The 20,346-nt window shown below is 39.8% G+C and carries 22 protein-coding genes; 17 read left to right on the plus strand and 5 right to left on the minus strand.

Going from position 1 to position 20,346, the window contains the following annotated elements:
• Positions 1–73 precede the first annotated feature (73 nt).
• Positions 74–607, minus strand: coding sequence for a GbsR/MarR family transcriptional regulator (locus Q5C82_RS11020; RefSeq protein ID WP_003220076.1), 534 nt, complete (start codon positions 605–607; stop codon positions 74–76).
• Positions 608–891: 284 nt separating this feature from the next.
• On the opposite strand from Q5C82_RS11020, the gene opuBA reads away from it, so the two are divergent.
• The 14 genes from opuBA to Q5C82_RS11090 all read left to right on the plus strand — a co-directional run bounded on the left by opuBA (position 892) and on the right by Q5C82_RS11090 (position 16,401).
• Positions 892–2,037, plus strand: coding sequence for a choline ABC transporter ATP-binding protein OpuBA (gene opuBA / locus Q5C82_RS11025; protein ID WP_003220072.1), 1,146 nt, complete (start codon positions 892–894; stop codon positions 2,035–2,037).
• 14 nt (positions 2,038–2,051) lie between these two features.
• Positions 2,052–2,705 (plus strand): choline ABC transporter permease OpuBB, encoded by a 654-nt coding sequence (opuBB, locus tag Q5C82_RS11030; RefSeq protein WP_003220070.1) that lies wholly within the window; start codon positions 2,052–2,054, stop codon positions 2,703–2,705.
• A gap of 11 nt (positions 2,706–2,716) precedes the next feature.
• On the plus strand, positions 2,717–3,637 hold the full coding sequence (gene opuBC / locus Q5C82_RS11035; protein WP_003220068.1) for a choline ABC transporter substrate-binding lipoprotein OpuBC: 921 nt from the start codon (positions 2,717–2,719) through the stop codon (positions 3,635–3,637).
• Between the two features lie 16 nt (positions 3,638–3,653).
• On the plus strand, positions 3,654–4,325 hold the full coding sequence (gene opuBD / locus Q5C82_RS11040) for a choline ABC transporter permease OpuBD (protein WP_003220066.1): 672 nt from the start codon (positions 3,654–3,656) through the stop codon (positions 4,323–4,325).
• A 218-nt stretch (positions 4,326–4,543) separates the two neighbouring features.
• Positions 4,544–7,636, plus strand: coding sequence for a thiopeptide-type bacteriocin biosynthesis protein (locus tag Q5C82_RS11045; RefSeq protein ID WP_003220060.1), 3,093 nt, complete (start codon positions 4,544–4,546; stop codon positions 7,634–7,636).
• Positions 7,627–9,471 carry an ABC transporter ATP-binding protein gene (locus tag Q5C82_RS11050; protein ID WP_003220059.1) on the plus strand — a complete coding sequence of 615 codons (1,845 nt, stop codon included), beginning with the start codon at positions 7,627–7,629 and terminating at the stop codon, positions 9,469–9,471. The genes Q5C82_RS11045 and Q5C82_RS11050 overlap by 10 nt, the downstream gene beginning before the upstream one ends.
• Positions 9,444–10,769: a lanthionine synthetase C family protein gene (locus Q5C82_RS11055; RefSeq protein ID WP_003220057.1), complete on the plus strand. Its 1,326-nt coding sequence runs from the start codon at positions 9,444–9,446 to the stop codon at positions 10,767–10,769. The genes Q5C82_RS11050 and Q5C82_RS11055 overlap by 28 nt, the downstream gene beginning before the upstream one ends.
• Before the next feature lie 74 nt (positions 10,770–10,843).
• A complete protein-coding gene (locus Q5C82_RS11060; RefSeq protein ID WP_003220055.1) occupies positions 10,844–11,014 on the plus strand; it encodes a gallidermin/nisin family lantibiotic in 171 nt (56 codons plus the stop codon).
• Between the two features lie 585 nt (positions 11,015–11,599).
• Positions 11,600–12,097, plus strand: a complete 498-nt coding sequence (locus tag Q5C82_RS11065; protein WP_229283779.1) for a NisI/SpaI family lantibiotic immunity lipoprotein — start codon at positions 11,600–11,602, stop codon at positions 12,095–12,097.
• A gap of 13 nt (positions 12,098–12,110) precedes the next feature.
• Complete coding sequence (locus tag Q5C82_RS11070) at positions 12,111–12,827, plus strand: lantibiotic protection ABC transporter ATP-binding protein (RefSeq protein ID WP_003220042.1); 717 nt, start codon at positions 12,111–12,113, stop codon at positions 12,825–12,827.
• Positions 12,824–13,579, plus strand: coding sequence for a lantibiotic immunity ABC transporter MutE/EpiE family permease subunit (locus Q5C82_RS11075; protein WP_003220041.1), 756 nt, complete (start codon positions 12,824–12,826; stop codon positions 13,577–13,579). The genes Q5C82_RS11070 and Q5C82_RS11075 overlap by 4 nt, the downstream gene beginning before the upstream one ends.
• A gap of 1 nt (position 13,580) precedes the next feature.
• The gene (locus Q5C82_RS11080; RefSeq protein WP_003220040.1) at positions 13,581–14,351 is read left to right on the plus strand and encodes a lantibiotic immunity ABC transporter MutG family permease subunit; all 771 of its coding nucleotides are present in this window, start codon (positions 13,581–13,583) and stop codon (positions 14,349–14,351) included.
• A gap of 17 nt (positions 14,352–14,368) precedes the next feature.
• A complete protein-coding gene (locus tag Q5C82_RS11085; protein WP_003220039.1) occupies positions 14,369–15,031 on the plus strand; it encodes a response regulator transcription factor in 663 nt (220 codons plus the stop codon).
• The gene (locus Q5C82_RS11090) at positions 15,022–16,401 is read left to right on the plus strand and encodes a HAMP domain-containing histidine kinase (protein ID WP_003220038.1); all 1,380 of its coding nucleotides are present in this window, start codon (positions 15,022–15,024) and stop codon (positions 16,399–16,401) included. The genes Q5C82_RS11085 and Q5C82_RS11090 overlap by 10 nt, the downstream gene beginning before the upstream one ends.
• 209 nt (positions 16,402–16,610) lie before the next feature.
• Here Q5C82_RS11090 and catR read toward each other — a convergent pair whose 3' ends face one another.
• From catR to rghR, 3 genes are all read right to left on the minus strand, one after another.
• Positions 16,611–16,937 (minus strand): catDE operon transcriptional regulator CatR, encoded by a 327-nt coding sequence (gene catR / locus Q5C82_RS11095; protein WP_003220037.1) that lies wholly within the window; start codon positions 16,935–16,937, stop codon positions 16,611–16,613.
• A gap of 90 nt (positions 16,938–17,027) precedes the next feature.
• The gene (locus tag Q5C82_RS11100; protein WP_003220036.1) at positions 17,028–17,447 is read right to left on the minus strand and encodes a helix-turn-helix domain-containing protein; all 420 of its coding nucleotides are present in this window, start codon (positions 17,445–17,447) and stop codon (positions 17,028–17,030) included.
• A 28-nt stretch (positions 17,448–17,475) separates the two neighbouring features.
• Positions 17,476–17,883 carry a transcriptional repressor RghR gene (gene rghR / locus Q5C82_RS11105; protein WP_003220034.1) on the minus strand — a complete coding sequence of 136 codons (408 nt, stop codon included), beginning with the start codon at positions 17,881–17,883 and terminating at the stop codon, positions 17,476–17,478.
• Between the two features lie 151 nt (positions 17,884–18,034).
• On the opposite strand from rghR, the gene Q5C82_RS11110 reads away from it, so the two are divergent.
• The gene (locus Q5C82_RS11110) at positions 18,035–18,268 is read left to right on the plus strand and encodes a helix-turn-helix transcriptional regulator (RefSeq protein ID WP_003220031.1); all 234 of its coding nucleotides are present in this window, start codon (positions 18,035–18,037) and stop codon (positions 18,266–18,268) included.
• Between the two features lie 40 nt (positions 18,269–18,308).
• On the opposite strand, the gene Q5C82_RS11115 is transcribed toward Q5C82_RS11110, so the two are convergent.
• A complete protein-coding gene (locus tag Q5C82_RS11115; protein WP_003220029.1) occupies positions 18,309–19,079 on the minus strand; it encodes an alpha/beta fold hydrolase in 771 nt (256 codons plus the stop codon).
• Between the two features lie 150 nt (positions 19,080–19,229).
• Here Q5C82_RS11115 and secG point away from each other — a divergent pair, with 150 nt between their 5' ends.
• Positions 19,230–19,460: a preprotein translocase subunit SecG gene (gene secG / locus Q5C82_RS11120; protein ID WP_003220028.1), complete on the plus strand. Its 231-nt coding sequence runs from the start codon at positions 19,230–19,232 to the stop codon at positions 19,458–19,460.
• Positions 19,461–19,591: 131 nt separating this feature from the next.
• Entirely contained in the window at positions 19,592–20,332 is a 741-nt protein-coding gene (locus Q5C82_RS11125) for a carboxylesterase (RefSeq protein WP_003220027.1), read from the plus strand.
• Positions 20,333–20,346 lie beyond the last annotated feature (14 nt).

Genomic DNA, 20,346 nt, shown 5'->3' on the forward strand with positions numbered 1-20,346 from the left:
AATTGGCTGTTTAAAAGGTGTTTTGATCCCTGTCTCGAAAACGGGGGTCAGTCCCAATGACAGAGCGTTTTTTTTACGGCTTCGGCACATATTTAAAAATCTCTTCGCTCTCAAAAAACTCAATCAATCGCCCGAGCCAATTATAATAATCGAGCCATTCCTGTAATTCCTTCAGCAGTTCATTCACTTTTTCTTCCGCTTCAGGGGTAAGCTCTTCATCCAAAACGCTGAGCAGTTCCCGATTGAGTTTTTTATGCATCATTTTGTTTTTGCTGACGACTTTGCTCCAAGTGGCTGTAAAAAGCGTGATAAACGTTTGGTAGTAGTCCTGCTCAACCTCATATAAATCTTTTCGCACGCCCTTTTCGAACACTTTCTCGGCAATGTTGGCATCAAGCATTTCCCGCACAACCTGGCTCATGCGAGTTTTGCTCATGCCGGTTGCTTCAGACAATTCGGTCAGCGTCATCGGTTTTCGATTCATATAAATAATGCCCAGCACACGTCCGACGGTAGAGGGCATTCCAAATGCATGCATGTTTTCTGCGATTCTTTCTATTAAATGGTCCTCAGCTTGTTCAATGATCGTTAACGGATCTTTCTCCAACGGTTTCAATCCTTTCAGCTAACAATTCCGATGTCAATATACCACATTTTTGATACGGCGGAAATGCTGTAACAAGAGAATTTGGCAGGAAATTGGAGCAATAAGGAGATCATCACAGGTCAATGCGGGTAAATCAGCGCTTACACATACTTTATAAACAATATGAACAAATTGTAAACTTTTTATTTTATAAACTTTATTCTATAATGGGAAGCATTCAATTGTCTGAAAAATTAAATACAAACTGAACAAATTGAATAAACTTAATTTTGGAGGTGCGATGTTTGCTGACATTAGAAAATGTCTCGAAAACATACAAGGGCGGCAAAAAAGCCGTGAACAACGTGAATCTTAAGATTGCAAAAGGCGAATTTATCTGTTTTATCGGTCCGAGCGGATGCGGAAAAACGACAACAATGAAAATGATTAACCGATTAATTGAGCCTTCCGCCGGCAAGATTTTCATTGACGGCGAAAACATCATGGAACAGGACCCCGAAGAGCTTAGGCGTAAGATCGGCTATGTCTTTCAGCAGATCGGCCTGTTTCCGCATATGACCATTCAGCAGAACATTTCTCTTGTCCCTAAACTGCTGAAATGGCCGGAGCAGCATCGGAAAGAACGGGCGCGTGAGCTTCTGAAATTGGTCGATATGGGGCCAGAATATTTAGACCGTTACCCTCATGAATTAAGCGGGGGACAGCAGCAGCGAATTGGTGTATTACGGGCACTTGCCGCGGAGCCGCCGCTTATCTTAATGGATGAACCGTTTGGGGCACTCGACCCGATTACGAGGGATTCCCTTCAGGAAGAATTTAAAAAACTGCAAAAAACCTTACATAAAACCATCGTATTTGTTACCCACGATATGGATGAAGCGATTAAGCTGGCAGACCGGATTGTGATTTTAAAAGCGGGAGAAATCGTTCAAGTTGGAACGCCCGATGATATTTTGAGAAATCCGGCAGACGAATTTGTTGAGGAATTTATCGGAAAAGAGCGGCTGATTCAGTCATCCAGCCCGGATGTGGAACGGGTTGACCAGATTATGAACACGAAGCCTGTAACGATCACTGCGGATAAAACGCTTTCTGAAGCGATTCAGCTAATGAGGCAGGAGCGTGTCGATTCATTGCTTGTCGTCGATGGCGAGCACGTTCTCCAAGGCTATGTGGATGTTGAAATCATTGATCAATGCCGGAAAAAAGCCAATCTCGTAGGAGAGGTTCTGCATGAAGATCTTTACACAGTATTGGGCGGCACATTGCTGCGCGACACGGTCCGCAAAATTTTAAAACGGGGTATCAAGTATGTCCCTGTTGTGGATGGAAATCGGCGCTTAATCGGAATTGTGACTAGAGCGAGTCTGGTCGACATTGTGTATGACTCCCTCTGGGGGGAAGAAAATCAGCTCGCGGTATTGTCATAGGGAGGTGACAAGTCATGCATCATATTATTCAATTTTTACAAACCAACGGGGGCGAACTCCTGTATAAAACATATGAGCATATCACGATCTCGCTCATTGCTGTCATCTTAGGCGTGCTTGTTGCCGTCCCCCTCGGGGTTGTGCTTACTAGAATGAAAAAGGGAGCCGGCACCATTATCGGTATCGTCAATATCATTCAAACGCTGCCGAGTCTGGCGATTCTCGCCTTTTTTATTCCGCTCCTGGGTGTCGGGAAGGTTCCGGCCATTGTGGCATTGTTTTTCTATTCCGTTCTGCCGATTCTGCGCAACACGTACACGGGCATTCGCGGCGTCAACAAAAATCTGCTCGAGTCTGGCAAAGGCATCGGAATGACGCCGGCTGAACAAGTCCGCCTGGTGGAGCTGCCGCTTGCCGCACCTGTCATCATGGCGGGAATCAGAACATCGACGATTTACTTAATCGGCTGGGCCACGCTTGCTTCCTTTATCGGAGGCGGCGGATTGGGTGATTATATTTTTATCGGACTGAATTTATATCAGCCGGAATATATCATCGGGGGCGCGGTGCCCGTCACAATATTGGCGATTGTGATTGATTATGTGCTGGCAGTGACTGAACGAAAACTGACACCTGCCGGCATGCAGAGATTGAAGGAAGTTTCATAAGGAGGCGGCTCATGAAAAGAAAATATCTCAAATGGATGATCGGGTTAACGCTCGCAGCAATGCTGCCGTTGAGCGGCTGTTCGCTTCCGGGTCTCAGCGCCGCTTCAGACCAGACCATTAAAATCGGCGCGCAAAGCATGAGCGAATCAGAAATCATCGCCAGCATGCTTGGCCAGTTGATCGAACACCATACTGATCTTAAAACAACAACCATTAAAAATCTCGGCTCCAACGCGGTACAGCAACAGGCCTTAATGAATAGGGAAATCGACATTGCGGCCACAAGGTATACGGGAGACGCGCTGACAGGAACGCTGAGAATGGAACCTGAGAAAGATCCGGAGAAAGCGCTGGCGCTAACACAGCGGGAGTTTAAAAAAAGATATGATTTAAAATGGTATGACTCCTACGGGTTTGATAATACGTATGCCTTTACGGTCAGCAAGAAGCTGGCAGATCAATATCATTTAGAAAACGTATCAGACGTGAAAAAATGGGCACCGCAATTAAAGCTGGGTGTTGATAACTATTGGATGAAGCTCAGGGGGAACGGCTATCAAGATTTTACGAAAACCTACGGCATGACATTCAGCGGCACGTATCCAATGCAGATCGGCCTTGTGTATGACGCGGTGAAAAGCGGAAAAATGGACATTGTCCTCGCGTATTCGACTGATGGAAGAATCAAGTCCTATGGTCTCAAAATGCTAAAGGATGATAAGCAATTTTTCCCGCCGTACGATTGCTCTCCGGTTGTTCCGGAACAAGTGCTCAAAGAACATCCTGAGCTTGAAGGCACCATCCAGAAAATGATCGGGAAAATCGACACAGCCACCATGCAGGAGCTTAACTATGAAGTCGACGGCAATCTAAAAGAACCGTCTGTCGTAGCTAAGGAATATTTAGAAAAGCACCACTACTTCGAATCGTGAAAGGAGGCCGAAGCCAATGAACGTGCTTGAACAGTTAATGACATATTACGCGCAGAACGGCAGCTACGTCATGGATGAATTCGGCCGCCACTTTCTCATGTCGGTTTACGGCGTATTGTTTGCCGCTGTTGTCGGGGTTCCGGTCGGAATCCTCATTGCGCATTATCGCCGCTTATCAGCCTGGGTGTTCGCCGTAACAAATGTTATCCAGACAATCCCGGCGCTCGCGATGCTGGCCGTTTTAATGCTTGTCATGGGGCTCGGCGCAAACACCGTGATTATATCATTATTTCTGTATTCCCTCCTGCCGATTATCCGAAACACGTACACAGGCATTGTCAGCATTGAACATGCCTACTTAGAATCGGGAAAAGCAATGGGCATGACGAAATTCCAGGTTCTCCGGATGGTTGAGCTCCCGCTCGCGCTTTCTGTCATTATGGCAGGCTTGCGCACGGCTCTCGTCATTGCCATCGGAATTACAGCAATCGGCACATTTGTCGGCGCCGGGGGGCTCGGGGATATGATTGTCCGCGGCTCAAACGCGACAAACGGAACTGCGATTATTCTCGCAGGCGCGACCCCGACTGCGGTAATGGCCATAGGAGCAGATTTGATAATGGCCTGGATTGAAAGGTTCTTGAATCCGGTGAAACAAAAAAGCAGAAGAAAGGTAATAAGTGTATAGAGTTAAGCAAAAAGGATTCTTTTCTGAGAGGGAAAAGAGTCCTTTTTTTATGGTATTTACTGGGTGGATCTTGATATTTTTTTGATTTTTAGAATGTATAGTAAAAATAGAGTATTGTAAATATTTTGGTTCAAATAGAATAATATGGAGGACTAAGCAGAGGGATGTAGAATTGTTTTTATTAAGAAGCGGATAAATATGGGGGGCTATAGACTAATATGAAATCCTTATATACACCTACAGATTATTATATGATTCGGGTTCCTTTAGTACATCAAGACTTAAAAAATGAGAATTCTCAGGATATCGATCAGTTATTACATGACCTTTGCAACGATTCATTATTTCGGGAACAAATACTGGTATCTAGCAGGACACTATATGAAACAATACATACTTTCCTGCAAGCGCCGGATAAATTAAAAGGGAAAAAAAAGCGCAACTTTCAACAGGCTATTTTGAAGTATGCAACAAGAAGAGCAACAAGAACCACACCTTTTGGCCTTTTTTCTTCAGTCGGTATAGGGTCGTTTTCTGATAAAAATCACTTATCTTTTAATCAACATTCATTTTACAAAAAGGCTCGTGTTGATTTTGAGTGGCTCTACCAATTAATTAGAAAATTGGAAAACGAATACACCGACCGACTTTCTTTTACATTAAATTCCGCTTGTTATATTAAGGGTGACCGGGCTTACTTGTTGTACAGCACAGATGGAAAATCTGAAGAAGTTAGTGTTCGTGCGACATCTGTTTTCTATTTGATAAATGAACTGTGTGGTGAATCTGCTGCATATCAAGATATAATCCGTTGTTTGATAGATAACTATCCAAATACTCCAATAAATAAAATTAATCAGTACGTAGCAGACCTTATTGACAAAGAGTTCCTTATATCAAACTTACGGCCGCCGATGACTGTTTCAGATCAATTTCAGTATTTAATTGATCAAGCGGAAAGCCGCCATATTCCAAATGAACTCATTCAGGCTTGTAAGAACATTCAATATCAGATAGATGCATATAATCGGATCACTATCGGAGAGGGAGAGCATCAGTATTTAAATCTGATTGAAACAATGAATAAACTCATAAAGGCATCATCTCCTCTGCAAGTAGACGCTGGGCTGGCAGACTCCTCCATTCAATTAGATAATGAAACATCTCTCGCCATAAGTGAATTGGCAAGCATGTTTACTTATATGGCTTCTCCCTCTGCCAATACATTAGACCACTTGGAAAAATACAAAAATGTATTTTTGGAACGCTATGGATATGAAAGAGAAGTTCCTCTCTTAGAAATGCTATGTTCCAGCACTGGCATTGGTGCTCCTGCTACGTACACGAATCCTGCTAATGAATTCTTTGAAGAAACATCATTTGGGGAGCAATTTTCACCGGAAATGAAACAATTTTTCATGAGAAAGTATTTTGAATCAGTTAGAAAGAAAGCTCCTATTCAATTAGACGACGAAACATTCCATAGAATTTGCAACTCTGAAATTGCTGATGAGGAAATTCCATTATCATTTGAACTCAATTTCTTTGTTAAATTACGAAATGGGAGAGTTAAGCTTTATTTAGGCCCCAACGTCGGATCTACCCGCGCAGGGAAAACATTTGGGAGATTTTCTCATATGTCTGATTCAATCAGTGAAATCATAAAGACCTTACATAACAAGGAGAAAGAGTTAACAGAGTGTAATACGAAAGTTTGTGAACTGAGTATTGTGCCTAATCAAACTAGGTCTGGAAATGTAACAAGAAATGTAAGCTACCGAGAAAAAGAGATGTCTCTTTTTACGAACAGTGCTCTGCATCTCAATGATTCCGTCAAAGCTGAAGATATTCTAATTGGAATCAATAAAGACCATATCTTTTATGCTAGACATAAAACAACTGGCGAAATTCTGTCTTTTGAGTCAAATCATATGTTTAATCCTTTATTAATGACCAACGCTGTACGGTTTTTATTAGAGATTTCAAGAGATGGTAAAAGAAAATGGAATGATTTCCCGTGGTTTAGTATCTATAGTGATTTCAAGTATATTCCTGAAATCAAATATAAAGAGATAACCTTATCTTGTGAACAATGGCTGATATACAAAAATGATTTAAGCATGCACTCGAATGCATCTCTAGAAGAGATAAAATCTGCTTTTTTTGAATTTCATCGTACTTATGAACTGCCGCAAACATTTTATATCGTTAACGCAGACAATCGATTATTGATTGATATAGAGAATGATTGTACTTTGGATGTTTTTTTCTGGGAATTGAAAAAAACGAACCATAACCAGCCATTACAACTTGTGGCTGTTGAGCATGATGCAGATGCGTTAATGGATAGAAACCAAAATGACTATTCGGGAGAAATCGTCGTTCCGCTGCTTAGAAAACAACCAGAAAAACCATTGTATTTACCGGTTCTTAACGCAATAGAGGGAAGTGGTTCCGACAGAATAAAAATGCCATTTGAAGACTGGCTGTTTATTAAGCTTTATTGTAAACAAACAAGAGAAGAAGAGCTAATTGCTTTTGAAATAGCGGATTTTTATAACCAGATTTCTGATCAATATCCAGTCAGACATTTCTTTATGAGGTATCGGGATCCAAAGCCTCATATAAGACTTAGATTTAATGGAAAAGCCGAAGTGCTGTACAGCTTGTTTCCCCAATTATTGAATTGGCTGAAAAGCTTAAGAGAAAAAGGACTGGTTTCAGAGTCTGTTATCACTCAATACGAGCGGGAGATAGAACGATATGGCGGGCTAAGCCTTATGGAGGCTGCAGAACAGCTTTTCTGTGAAGACAGCAAAGTTGTTGAAATGATGATTAGAATGCACCGGATGAAAGATATTACGATAAGCAAGGAAATTGCAGGCATGGTTTCGGTTATACAGTTTTTAGAACAGTTCGAGCTAACGTTTGAAGAACAGTTAACTTTTTTAGAGAGAAATTCCTTACAGAATGAGTATCGTACTGAATTTAAAAAGGATAGAGAAATGTATATTGAAATATGCAATTCTGACAGAGATTGGGATAATCTCAAGAAAACAAGTGATGGCGGTATGTTATATGAAACTTTGAAAACAAGAAAAATGGCTGCAGCTCATTATGCATTTTTAATCAAAAAGGCATTTGATAACAAAGATGAAGTTTATTCACGTATAGGAAGTATCATCCATCTGCATTGCAATCGTTTATTCGGAACCGACAGAGAACTGGAAAATAAAATTCTCACCCTATGCAGACATTCTTTATATGCGCAACGATATCAAAAGATGAATGGTAGTTTAGCATGGAAGTAAAGGAACAACTGAAACTAAAAGAGCTGCTGTTTATCATGAAACAAATGCCTAAGACGTTCAAGTTGATTTTCACCTTAGAAAGATCACTGTTTTTAAAGTTGATTGCATTCAGTATTATTACCGGTATTCTGCCAATTGTTTCACTATATATTTCACAAGAACTGATTAATTCCCTTGTGACTATCCGGAAAGATGTTTCAATTGTTATCACCATTTTCTTGACATATCTAGGGGTATCTTTTTTTTCGGAGCTCATTTCGCAGATTTCCGAATTTTATAATGGTAAATTTCAATTAAATATTGGTTATAAACTCAACTATAAAGTCATGAAAAAGAGCAGTAATTTAGCTCTCAAGGATTTTGAAAATCCAGAAATATATGACAAGTTAGAGAGGGTAACGAAAGAGATCAGTTATAAGCCCTATCAGATTATTCAAGCCATCATTACAATGACCACATCATTTGTGACGCTACTCTCATCAATTGCGTTTTTAATGTCGTGGAACCCTAAAGTCTCACTTCTGTTGTTAGTTATTCCGGTAATTTCTCTATTCTATTTCTTGAAAATTGGACAGGAAGAATTCTTCATACACTGGAAACGCGCGGGAAAGGAAAGGAAATCTTGGTATATCAGCTATATACTCACACATGATTTTTCTTTTAAAGAATTAAAATTGTATAACCTTAAGGATTATTTATTAAACAAGTACTGGGATATCAAAAAATCATTTATAGAACAAGATACAAAGATATTAAGAAAGAAAACTTTATTGAACCTAATATATGAGATTGCAGTGCAATTAGTCGGAGCTGTCATTATATTTATTGCCATCATGTCTGCTTTTGCGGGAAAAATAATGGTCGGTAATGTAATGAGTTATATCAGATCGGTTTCGCTGGTGCAAAATCACTCACAATCTATCATGACAAGCATTTATTCGATCTATAACAGCAATCTCTATATGAATCAATTGTATGAATTTCTGGAATTAAAAGAAGAGAAAAGTCAAGGTCACAAGAAGCCGATTGTTGAGCCTATTCATTCTGTTGTTTTTCAAAATGTCAGCTTTATCTATCCCAATCAAGGAGAACAGACACTGAAACATATTAACGTTTCATTGCATAAAGGAGAACGTGTAGCCATTGTTGGACCAAACGGATCAGGGAAAAGTACATTCATTAAGCTCCTTACCGGCTTATATGAAGTTCAGCAGGGCGACATTTTGATTAATGGAATAAATATTAAAGAACTGGATATGGACAGTTATATGAATCAAATTGCAGCGCTATTTCAAGACTTTATGAAATACGAAATGACATTAAAAGAAAATATAGGATTCGGCCAAATTGATAAACTACATCAAACAAACAAAATGCATGAAGTTCTCGATATTGTGAGAGCCGATTTCTTAAAAAGCCACTCTTCCTATCAATTCGATACACAGCTCGGACTATGGTTTGATGAAGGAAGACAGCTATCCGGTGGACAATGGCAAAAGATTGCTTTGGCAAGGGCTTATTTTAGGGAAGCTTCTTTGTATATTTTGGACGAGCCAAGTTCTGCGCTGGATCCAATTGCAGAAAAAGAAACCTTCGATACTTTTTTCAGTTTGTCAAAAGATAAAATAGGAATATTTATTTCTCATCGATTGGTTGCTGCTAAACTTGCAGATCGGATCATTGTTATGGATAAAGGAGAGATTGTAGGAATAGGCACACATGAAGAGCTATTAAAAACATGTCCGCTGTATAAAAAAATGGATGAATCCGAGAACTATATGAACCCACTGGAGGAGGAAGGCAGTAAATGGAAAGAGGCACTGTATCAAGGATAGAAGTTGAAATTGTGAAAGAAATGGCTCGTCAAATTTCTAATTACGACAAAGTGCTTGAAATAGTGAATCAAAAAGATAACTTTCGCAGCATTGGCGAAGTTCCGCTTATACCTTGGAAATCAACTGCTTTGAGTCATGGTATACCAGGCATTTGTATGCTGTATGGCGAATTGCACGCTCATTTTCCTGAGGAAGGATGGGACGACATAGGACATCAATATTTATCGATTTTAGTAAATGAAATAAAAGAAAAAGGGCTGCATACTCCTTCAATGTTTTCTGGAGCAGCTGGCATTGGACTGGCAGCAATCTGTTTATCGCAACGTTTCACCTATTACAATGGTTTGATTTCTAGTATTAATGAATATTTGGCTGAAACCGTACCTCAATTGTTAACTGAATTTGATCAGCGGCAAGTGTGTATGAGTGACTACGATGTCATAGAAGGAGTTAGCGGAATTGCCAACTATCTGCTGTTATTTCAAGAAGATAAAGCTATGGGAGATTTGTTAATTGATATTTTGAAATATCTCGTTAGGTTAACTGAAGACATTATCGTGGATGGAGAAAAAGTTCCTGGATGGCATATTCCATCTCAACATCAGTTTACTGATATTGAAAAAAAAGCTTATCCTTACGGCAATTTTAATATGGGATTAGCACATGGGATACCTGGTCCTATTTGTGTTCTCTCTTCAGCACTCATACAGGGAATTAAAGTAAAGGGACAAGAACGTGCGATTGAAAAAATGGCGAATTTCCTACTGGAATTTTCTGAAAAAGAGCAAGACAGCTTGTTTTGGAAAGGAATCATAAGCTTTGAGGAGTATCAATACGGATCTCCGCCAAACGCAGTAAATTTTAGCAGAGATGCTTGGTGTTATGGAAGACCTGGTGTATGTCTAGCGCTTGTTAAAGCCGGAAAAGCACTTCAAAATACTGAACTTATAAATATCGGAGTACAGAATTTAAGATACACAATATCTGATATACGGGGAATTTTTTCACCTACCATATGTCATGGTTACAGCGGTATCGGTCAGATTCTGCTTGCTGTAAATCTACTCACCGGACAGGAGTATTTTAAGGAAGAGCTTCAAGAGATTAAACAAAAGATCATGAGCTACTATGACAAGGATTATATCTTTGGATTCCATAACTATGAATCAATGGAAGGGGACGAAGCAGTACCTTTGCAGTACGTTGGTTTGTTGGATGGAGCTGTAGGTGTAGGCTTAGGGGTATTAAACATGGAATTAGGCTCAAAAACAGATTGGACAAAAGCATTATTAATTTAATAAAAAAAGGAAAAAAATGATAAAATCTTGATATTTGTCTGTTACTATTTAGGTATTGAAAGGAGGTGACCAATATGTCAAAGTTCGATGATTTCGATTTGGATGTTGTGAAAGTCTCTAAACAAGACTCAAAAATCACTCCGCAATGGAAAAGTGAATCACTTTGTACACCAGGATGTGTAACTGGTGCATTGCAAACTTGCTTCCTTCAAACACTAACTTGTAACTGCAAAATCTCTAAATAAGTAAAACCATTAGCATCACCTTGCTCTGACTCCTTGCACTTCTGAGTGTTATACATACTTATTTTCATAGAGTCGGGACAAGAAAATGAAGTAAAAAACGACGGGTGTGAAAGAGTTTATATTCACACCCGTTTTTATATTCGGCTTTAAGGAGGAACACAATTGTAGAACGGAAGAACGGTTATTTTCGATCATGCGTTTTGAATAACATTCCAATAAAAATTCCAGTCTCTTCCTCAAATGCAGACAAAGGATGAAGGACTTAAGGGTACTTACCAGGTTTTATGGTTAAGAATATTTCTAAGAACATCATATTTTTTATTAGGAAATTAATAAATGAGATTGATCCATCTAGAGTAGGAGTGTGACCTGATCGCACTTTTTTTATTTGGCATTGATCATGGCAATGGCCGCCCAAATGCTTAAAGTTTCCAGTTGGAAATGTTTTTTTGATTAAATTTTGATAAAAGTATTCTAGAATGGTCTGCATCCGGAAAAAAGGATTCTTCACATGGATTCATGGCGGTGAAGAATCCATTATTGCTTAACATCTATTGAGGAAAATTCATAAGATTGAGGTGATGTATGTTGTTTTTGAAAAGAAGTGTTAACATTTTAGGCTGTTTTATTGTTTTATTTATGTTATCTGCTTGTCAATCATTAACAAAGTTTAAAGATAAAGTTGTTGAAGAAACAAAAAAAACAATGCATTTTACTGATGATAACGAAAACGATACATCGGAAACAATGGAGAGCCTGATTGATAAGGGAAAACTTGATCAAGTGGTCTATGACGATCAACTTTATCATCTGAAAGAGAAAGTTGATGAAGACAAAAAAGGAAAAGTAATAGGGGCAATAGGCCAAACTTTCTTTGTAGATGGTGATGGAAAGAGATGGTCGGAAGAAGAATTGAAAGAACCGTATATCTCTAATAACCCGGATGAAATTAGAGAGAAAAAACCATTACGCTATGGGAAGGTTTATAGTACAAACGAAGATTCTGATGCCAAAGATGAAATCATTGTTGAGTTTAATCGTGAGTATTATCGAGCGGTTTTAATAAAGAATGAAAAGGAATAAGGGAGAGTGTGACATGAGTACAGTCTTATTAGAAACCAAAAGTCTTACAAAAAAGTTTGGCAAAGAGACAGCTGTTGCAGATGTTTCATTAACTGTTCAAAAAAACAGCATTTATGGTCTGTTGGGACCAAATGGAGCTGGAAAATCGACAACGCTTAAAATTTTAACAGGAATTTTACGGAAAACTTCAGGTGAAATTCTCTTTGATGGACATAAATGGAAAAGATCTGATCTGCAAACTATCGGATCGTTAATAGAAGCTCCGCCTCTTTACGATAATTTAACTGCATTTGAAAATGTGAAAGTACATGCCACGCTGCTCGGTCTTTCCGAAGATCGCATACACAGTGTGCTAAAGACTGTGGATATGCAGCATGCTGGAAAGAAAAGAGCAGGCCAATTTTCGATGGGGATGAGGCAGCGGCTTGGAATTGCAATCGCCTTATTAAACCATCCTAAACTATTAATTCTTGATGAACCTACAAACGGGTTAGATCCAATAGGTATACAAGAGCTCAGAGACCTTATTCGCTCATTTCCTCAGGAAGGTATAACGGTGATTTTATCTAGTCACATCCTTTCGGAAGTCGAGCAAATAGCAGATCATATTGGGATTATCATCGACGGTCATCTTGGGTACCAGGGTGAAATAAACAAGGCTGATGATTTGGAGCACTTGTTTATGGAAGTTGTAAAGTCAACTCGTGAAAAAGAAGGTGTAAAAAGATGATAAATTATATAAAAGCCGAAAACCTAAAGTTTAAGAGGACGTTTTCCAGAAAAATGATTATCTTTGTAGCTCTTCTTAATATAGGTTTTTCTTTTTTAATGAACACTCAATTTTTTGTACCAGGAACTTATAACTGGTGGTCTATTATATTTATGCCAGTGATGATTGCTTTATTTTGTTCTTTATCTCATCAAAAAGAAAAAAAGGCCTCTCATTATAACGGTACGTATTCATTGCCTATAGATCTAGGGAAATTATGGTACGCTAAGATTATTATTATTGCAATTTATTCACTATTATCTCAGGTTGTATTTTTAGTTTTTATGTTACTCATGGGATTCGTTATAGCTGATTTTTCCATCATTTCGCCTTCTATAGTTGCCGCGAGCTTATTGCTTTGGTTGACAAGTCTTTGGCAAATTCCGCTCTGTTTATTTGTGGCAAAAAAGTGGGGATTTACAATGGCGGTAATGTTAAATTTCATAGGGACGCTAGTTCTCGGTGTTATGCCGGCATCTCGTGCCTTTTGGTGGTTCATTCCTTGGAGCTGGCCAATTCGAATGATGTGTCCAACCATTGGTATACATCCTAACGGTTTGCTGCTCGAAAACAATGATCCTTTGTTGAGTTGGATGGTTGTGCCTCCTGCCATAGTGATTTCAATTTTATTTTTTTTGATACTGGCATTTCTGACCAGCCGTTCGTTTGCCCCAACAACTGATTACAAAATGAATAAGCGGGAGGCGATGTAAGGTGAAATTGCTTTTGAGGTGTTTACAAGCTGATTTCCAGAAGAGCAAGCACACCTCTTTTTTGTGGCTGCATCTTATCATTCCTATCGTTTGTTCAGTTATATTGATTTTGTATTTTTACGGAAGAGATCAAGGTGAATTTCACCTTTATAAGTCTTTTATGGAAGCTATCGCAGTTGCATTACCGCTGCTCATCGGGGTGCTATGTGGAATGACTGCATCCTTAGAAGAACAGGCAGGGAAATTTCATGTATTACTAGGGAGCACATCTCCGAAAATCGTTGCTTATGTGAGTAAAGTGTTCATGCTGCTTTTCTTGGAGATTTGCTCTATTGGTTTAGCACTATTCATCTATTTCATTGGATTAAAGTTTATTTTAAAAGTGCCGGATTTATCTTACGATATTTTTATAATGGGTGGTGCCTGGCTGGTTGCAGGCAGTGTAGTCCTGTATTGTATTTACTTTTTTATCAGTTGTATGTTTGGAATGGGGGCTTCTGTCCTGATAGGAGGAGCAGGCCTGCTCATGACAGCTCTCATGAACACTGGATTAGGGGATGCTATATGGAAATTTAACCCGTGGGCCTGGGGGATTAGATTGTCAAGTTTAAATGGAGTACTTCACTTTAAAGAAGTAAATCAAGGGGATCATCCTTTATTAATGCATGAAATAAATTCAGGGGTATTGATGATGGTTTTTGGTATAATATGTACAATCATTGCCAGTCTTATATGGTTTAGTAAATGGGAAGGCAGAAAAACGTTTGAATAGTATGAGGGGGCCGGGAAATGGCAAAAATCCTTGCTGTCGATGATGAAAAAGATATTCTTGTACTGATACAAAATATTTTGCGCCGTGACCAGCATCAAGTTGACATTTTAGATCATGTTCATGGACAGCCGCCTGATGTATTTCAAGGATATGATTTAATTTTGTTAGATGTGATGATGCCGGATATTGACGGTTTTGAGTTATGTAAACAGATACGGCCTTTGGTTGATTGTCCCATTTTATTCCTCACAGCTAAAACGGAAGAGGAAGCGATAGTAAAAGGCCTCATTACCGGCGGAGATGATTATATTACAAAGCCGTTCGGCGTTAGAGAGCTTAGTGCCAGAGTGAATGCTCACTTAAGAAGAGAACGGAGAGATAAACATCAATCGAAGAGAGTGATCTCCGGTTTTTTATTTCATTTTGATAGTAAAGAAGTATTTATCAATAACAACAAACTCAACCTAACAAAAAATGAATATAAAATCTGTGAATTTTTAGCTCAACACAAAGGGAGAACTTTTTCGAGAGAACAAATTTACGAGGAGATATATGGATTAGAGGGGAATGCTTTGTATTCAACAATTACTGAATTTATTCGAACGATTCGAAAAAAATGTAAAGAGCATAATGCAGATCCCATTAAAACGGTATGGGGCGTTGGGTACAAATGGGAATAGGTTTTAAGGGCCGGAAAACGCTTCTTAGAGAACTGGTAAAGTATATGGTGACCCTATGTATTAGCTTGGTCGTACTTGCTCTGCTATATATATTTATAAATACGATTGCAATGAATACAGGTTTCTCACACCCAGCGAATTATAATGAACGAGAAGCGGAAAAACTTGCGCCGAAGCTGGAAACCATCGACAAAGTAACTGCCGATATGATTCCTGATACAATGTCATATGCCATTCTTAACAAAGAAACAAAACAAAAAACAGCTGGAACTATTAAAGAAAAAGATCTGCAGCTGGTAAAAAAGAAGATTGAAAAAAAACCATATGTCAATTATAAGCAAAAAGGCTATTTGGTTATAGAAAGAAACAATGAATATTGTGTTTTGCAATATTCATTGCGTGCCGATTTCAGTTCGCCTTTACTAAGAAAATACCTTCCTAATTATGAATTAACGAGTATTTGTATTTTGATTATCTTGCTCATTATAGTTATCTCTATTATAACAACTTACTTTGCGAATAGATTAAGAAAACATTTTGAGACATTGAACGTAATCACTCGATATATAAAAGAGCAAAATTTGCAATTCACTCCCGAATTTACACATATTAAGGAATTCGATGATGTGATTGACTCGTTGATTGAAATGAGAGATGCTCTCCAGTCCTCACTTGAGGCACAGTGGCGTTTAGAAAAAAACAAGAAAGAACAAATAGGTGCTTTGGCACATGATATCAAGATTCCGATCACCATTATTAAGGGGAATGCTGAATTACTCAGCTTGTCAATGCAAAACGAAGAACAAGCTGAGTATACAAAGTATATTCTTGGAGCAGGAAATCAAATTGAACAGTATATTTATCAGCTGATTCATCTTTCGAAAACGGAGGATGCCTTAACGATTCATTTGGAGAAAGCATCTGTAGATGAGTTGACAGAAACTCTAGTGAAAGATATATCCGCCTATAAAGGAAATAAAAATATAAACATTTCGTTCAAAAAAGAAAATCTAATGAAAGAAGCGAAAATAGACTGGCAATTGTTACATAGGGCATTATTGAATATTTTAACAAATGCAGTTGATTATACACCGGAAGGCGGCACCGTCTCGGTACATGCAGAATGCGATTCTGAGATATTTTATTTTTTTGTAAAAGACACGGGAAATGGATTTTCGGAAATGGGGTTAAAAAAAGCCACAGAACTTTTTTATATGGATGACAAGAGCCGTCATTCTAAAGGTCATTATGGAATGGGATTGACTTTTGCAAAAAATGCAGTGAATCTTCATAATGGAGAACTTACTCTTGGGAACACTATAGCCGGTGGAGCAGAGGTTCGAGTAAAAATACCTTTAAGAAACGAATAAAGCCCATGTCCTATCTGGACGTGGGTTATTTTAAATGTGAACTGATCCATCTTCTCATGAAGCTCTTTCGCCAGCTGCTCAAATTCTTCGGCTAAAAACGCAATGTGGGGTTCTACTATATATCGGCTGAGAAGTCGTTTTTTACCTGGCAAATGAAAAATAAAAAAACGGCTCTTTTCTCGCCTTTGAGATCAGAACCGTTTTAGCAATTAGTCAAGAAAGGAAGGGTCAATCCAATCCGTCGCCCATTTAGAAATCTCACCCAAGATGGGGGCCAACGCCTTTCCTTTATCGGTCAATGAATATTCGATGCGAACCGGAGTTTCAGGGATGACATCCCGCTTCACCACTCCTTCAAGCTCAAGTTCTTTCAGCCGTTCTGACAGAACTCTGCCGCTTAGATTTGGAAGTGCTGCTTCAATTTCGCTAAATCGCTGCGACCCGTTCAAGAGCTGAAATACGATCAAAGCGACCCAGCGTTTACTCAAGATGTCGACTGCTTTTTCAAATCTAGGACACATTTCTGATTGGTTCATACTTTTCACCTCGTCTGACACTATTATAACGCAAATAACGAGGGAAGGTATGCAAGCGTGATTGATAAAATGGAGAAAAGATACAGGGGATTATGAAGAAGAGGTTCGTTTTTTTGCTTCCAAGGCTAAAAAATCGAAGTATTTGCTGAGATTTTCAATATCCTGCTTTGAGAGATATCCCCATTTTTGGCTATTGAAAATCGGGAGGTGCTCCGCTCCGCGAGTGACAGCTGTTTGATAAATGTCATATATGGACTGATAGCTTTCCGAAGCTTCGCGAATTTCTTCTGGAAAGGCCCGAATATGGCCTGCGGCAGCCATCAGGTTTTCGTAGGGAACTTTGAGTACGGCCGCCAATTTTTTGATAGTGGCAGGTTTTGGCGTGCCCCGCTTACCGTTTTCAATTTTGGAAATGGTGGCGGAGCTGATGCCTGAGTACACCGCAAGCTGATTCACTGTCAGTTTGCGGGCGCGGCGCAGCTCCCGTAATTGCTGTCCGAAAGGTGACATGGTGATCCCCTCACATTTCTATCAAGAGTTAGTCATCAGCAGACCGTTTCTTGGCTTCGTCTGAAATAAACGAAAAATAATGATCCAGCATGAGCAAATCTTCTTTATTGAGATATTGCCACTTTTCGTTTTCAAGAAGAGCAAGGTTTTTCAGGTCATAGGCCTCCGCTTTTTCAAGCAGCTTGCACTTCGTTTCATAAGGAGCCCTAGCTTCATGCACTTCTTCGATGTAACCGGCCTTATACATAAGCCCTTCATAAGGAATTTTTAAGGCTTCCGCCAGTTTTTTAATGGTGGCAGGTTTGGGAACGCCCCGTTTGCCGTTTTCGATTCTGGAGATGCCGGCTGCGCTTACGCCTGAATAAGTCGCCAGCTGGTTGACTGTTAATTTTCTCTCTTCACGCAATGCCCGCAATTGTTCGCCAAAGCTTTCCATGTATCTCACCCCGTCCCTCACTGTTACTCATATTTTAGTATGTTTATTGACTAAAGGGAATAGGTAGGCTGGAAATGTGTTGACAAAAGTTAACATAAGCCGTAATGTAAAAGTATAGAAAAAAGTTTTCCAGGAATGGAAGGTGAGGAAAGTGCCAGTAGAAAAGATACAGATTAGACGTGATTATGTATTGCAGTATATGGTCAATAATGATTATTCCCTTAATCAGCTTGCGCTGGAAATCGGAGTCTCACCCGCCACACTTAGCCGCGTGCTGAATGGAGAAAGACGGCCGGGGCAGCTTGTGATCGGTAAAATGCTTCACTATTTTAATTTGAAATTTGAGGATCTTTTTTACTATGATTTTATTGACAAAAGTCAATAAAGGAACCAAAAAACGCAAGGAGACCAAGCGTTTTCTATCTCTATGAATGATGTGTCAACACAAACCCTGTCACCAGTTCGTTGCATGTTTTCCATTGTTTTGTCGGCAGCTGATGCCCCTGATATTCCAATCTGAAAAATTCGGCATGGCTGCAAGCTTTGCGGTAATAGCCTGAGGCTGGGAAGGTCCAGTCCCGCAGGCCGCCATACATAAACAGCATTGGCATGTGTAAATGAGGCAGCTGTTCAATGCAGTTGTAGCGGAGCGAATCCTGATAATATTGATGCCAATGGACAAGGTCTGCTTTTTTCATATGGCCTGTTAATAGGTTTCGAAGTTCTTTGTTTTTTGTGTGGCTGACGGCAAGCATTTTTATGAGCAAACCGGCGTTTTTCTCGAGCAGATACATCCCCGTCTTGTGAATCTTCTCTCCAATTACGTTATGAACAGCGGGGTAAGCGCCGGATAGAATAAGATGAGATACTTTGTCCGGACGGGTAAAGCCGATATGCTGCGCAATTAAGCCGCCGGCGGAATACCCGAATAACACAGCCTTATCAATATGCAGAGCGTCTATGAATTGCAAGATCTCGTTTGCGTAATAAGAAATAGAGACGGGCTGATCCGCGTGATCACTATCACCGTGGCCGCTTAAATCAGGGAAAATCACCCTGAAATGCTCGGAGAGAAGGCGCTGATAATAAAAAACCTTGCGTCCCATGCCCGGCGGGTGGACAAAAATGATAGGAATTCCCTGTCCATATTCCTCATAATAAAGATGTTTTTTGCTGGCTATGCTGATAAGGGGCATTGTTTTTCTCCTTTTGACCTTTTCATATGAATAGGGTAACCAAGATCATACGTCTTATCCCGCCTTTTGGTGTCTGATACAGCGTGACATGCCAACCCTTTTCATGTAAAATAGAAGTAATGTAGGCCAGTGAGTCTGGAGGTGTATGGGATGCACGCGGTTTTGATTACCTTATTGGTTATCGTCAGCATTGCACTTATTATTGTCGTTTTGCTTCAATCCAGTAAAAGCGCCGGATTATCTGGTGCGATTTCCGGCGGAGCGGAGCAGCTCTTCGGGAAACAAAAAGCAAGAGGTCTTGATTTGATTTTGCACCGCATCACGGTTGTGCTGGCAGTCTTGTTTTTCGTGTTAACGATTGCGCTTGCTTATATCCTATAGGGCAATGTTTGTATAAGGTCTGATGTGAAGTCAGGCCTTTTTCACGTTTCTGGCTGATATTCAGAGCGTTTTTTTCTGATCAAACTGTGGAAAACTAAAATGATCGTGCAGATAGAAAGGGAGACATGAGCATGAAAGTTGTGACACCAAAACCATTTACATTTAAAGGCGGAGACAAAGCGGTGCTTTTGCTGCATGGCTTTACAGGAAATACAGCGGATGTAAGAATGCTGGGACGTTATTTGAATGAACGGGGCTATACGTGCCACGCGCCTCAATATGAAGGACACGGCGTGCCCCCTGAAGAACTAGTACATACGGGGCCTGAAGACTGGTGGAAAAACGTGATGGATGGCTATGAATACTTAAAATCTGAAGGCTATGAGAGCATTGCTGCCTGCGGACTGTCGCTTGGCGGGGTTTTTTCGCTGAAATTGGGTTACACTGTACCCATAAAGGGAATTGTTCCAATGTGCGCACCGATGCATATTAAGAGTGAAGAGGTCATGTATCAGGGCGTCCTTTCATACGCTCGCAATTACAAAAAATTCGAGGGGAAAAACCCGGAGCAAATTGAAGAGGAAATGAAGGAATTCGAAAAAACGCCGATGAACACTCTTAAGGCGCTGCAAAATTTAATTGCCGATGTGCGGAACAATGTCGATATGATTTATTCACCGACATTTGTGGTGCAGGCACGTCATGATCACATGATTAATACCGAAAGTGCCAATATTATTTACAACGAAGTGGAAACTGATGATAAACAGCTGAAATGGTACGAGGAATCAGGCCATGTCATTACGCTAGACAAAGAACGGGACCTCGTCCATCAGGATGTGTATGAATTTTTAGAGAAGCTCGATTGGTAATCAACAGGAGGTTG

This window comes from uncultured Bacillus sp. (assembly GCF_958411575.1).
GTDB lineage: Bacteria > Bacillota > Bacilli > Bacillales > Bacillaceae > Bacillus > Bacillus spizizenii.

Bases quoted from the DNA above. Each gene is read 5' to 3' on its own strand.
- Q5C82_RS11065 (WP_229283779.1), top strand. From the start codon at position 11,600: ATGTTGTTTTTGAAAAGAAGTGTTAACATTTTAGGCTGTTTTATTGTT.
- Q5C82_RS11055 (WP_003220057.1), top strand. From the start codon at position 9,444: ATGGAAAGAGGCACTGTATCAAGGATAGAAGTTGAAATTGTGAAAGAA.
- Q5C82_RS11085 (WP_003220039.1), top strand. From the start codon at position 14,369: ATGGCAAAAATCCTTGCTGTCGATGATGAAAAAGATATTCTTGTACTG.
- Q5C82_RS11075 (WP_003220041.1), top strand. From the start codon at position 12,824: ATGATAAATTATATAAAAGCCGAAAACCTAAAGTTTAAGAGGACGTTT.
- Q5C82_RS11050 (WP_003220059.1), top strand. From the start codon at position 7,627: ATGGAAGTAAAGGAACAACTGAAACTAAAAGAGCTGCTGTTTATCATG.
- Q5C82_RS11045 (WP_003220060.1), top strand. From the start codon at position 4,544: ATGAAATCCTTATATACACCTACAGATTATTATATGATTCGGGTTCCT.
- Q5C82_RS11100 (WP_003220036.1), bottom strand. From the start codon at position 17,447: ATGTCACCTTTCGGACAGCAATTACGGGAGCTGCGCCGCGCCCGCAAA.
- Q5C82_RS11060 (WP_003220055.1), top strand. From the start codon at position 10,844: ATGTCAAAGTTCGATGATTTCGATTTGGATGTTGTGAAAGTCTCTAAA.
- secG (WP_003220028.1), top strand. From the start codon at position 19,230: ATGCACGCGGTTTTGATTACCTTATTGGTTATCGTCAGCATTGCACTT.
- Q5C82_RS11090 (WP_003220038.1), top strand. From the start codon at position 15,022: ATGGGAATAGGTTTTAAGGGCCGGAAAACGCTTCTTAGAGAACTGGTA.
- opuBB (WP_003220070.1), top strand. From the start codon at position 2,052: ATGCATCATATTATTCAATTTTTACAAACCAACGGGGGCGAACTCCTG.
- Q5C82_RS11070 (WP_003220042.1), top strand. From the start codon at position 12,111: ATGAGTACAGTCTTATTAGAAACCAAAAGTCTTACAAAAAAGTTTGGC.
- catR (WP_003220037.1), bottom strand. From the start codon at position 16,937: ATGAACCAATCAGAAATGTGTCCTAGATTTGAAAAAGCAGTCGACATC.
- Q5C82_RS11125 (WP_003220027.1), top strand. From the start codon at position 19,592: ATGAAAGTTGTGACACCAAAACCATTTACATTTAAAGGCGGAGACAAA.
- opuBD (WP_003220066.1), top strand. From the start codon at position 3,654: ATGAACGTGCTTGAACAGTTAATGACATATTACGCGCAGAACGGCAGC.
- Q5C82_RS11115 (WP_003220029.1), bottom strand. From the start codon at position 19,079: ATGCCCCTTATCAGCATAGCCAGCAAAAAACATCTTTATTATGAGGAA.
- rghR (WP_003220034.1), bottom strand. From the start codon at position 17,883: ATGGAAAGCTTTGGCGAACAATTGCGGGCATTGCGTGAAGAGAGAAAA.
- opuBC (WP_003220068.1), top strand. From the start codon at position 2,717: ATGAAAAGAAAATATCTCAAATGGATGATCGGGTTAACGCTCGCAGCA.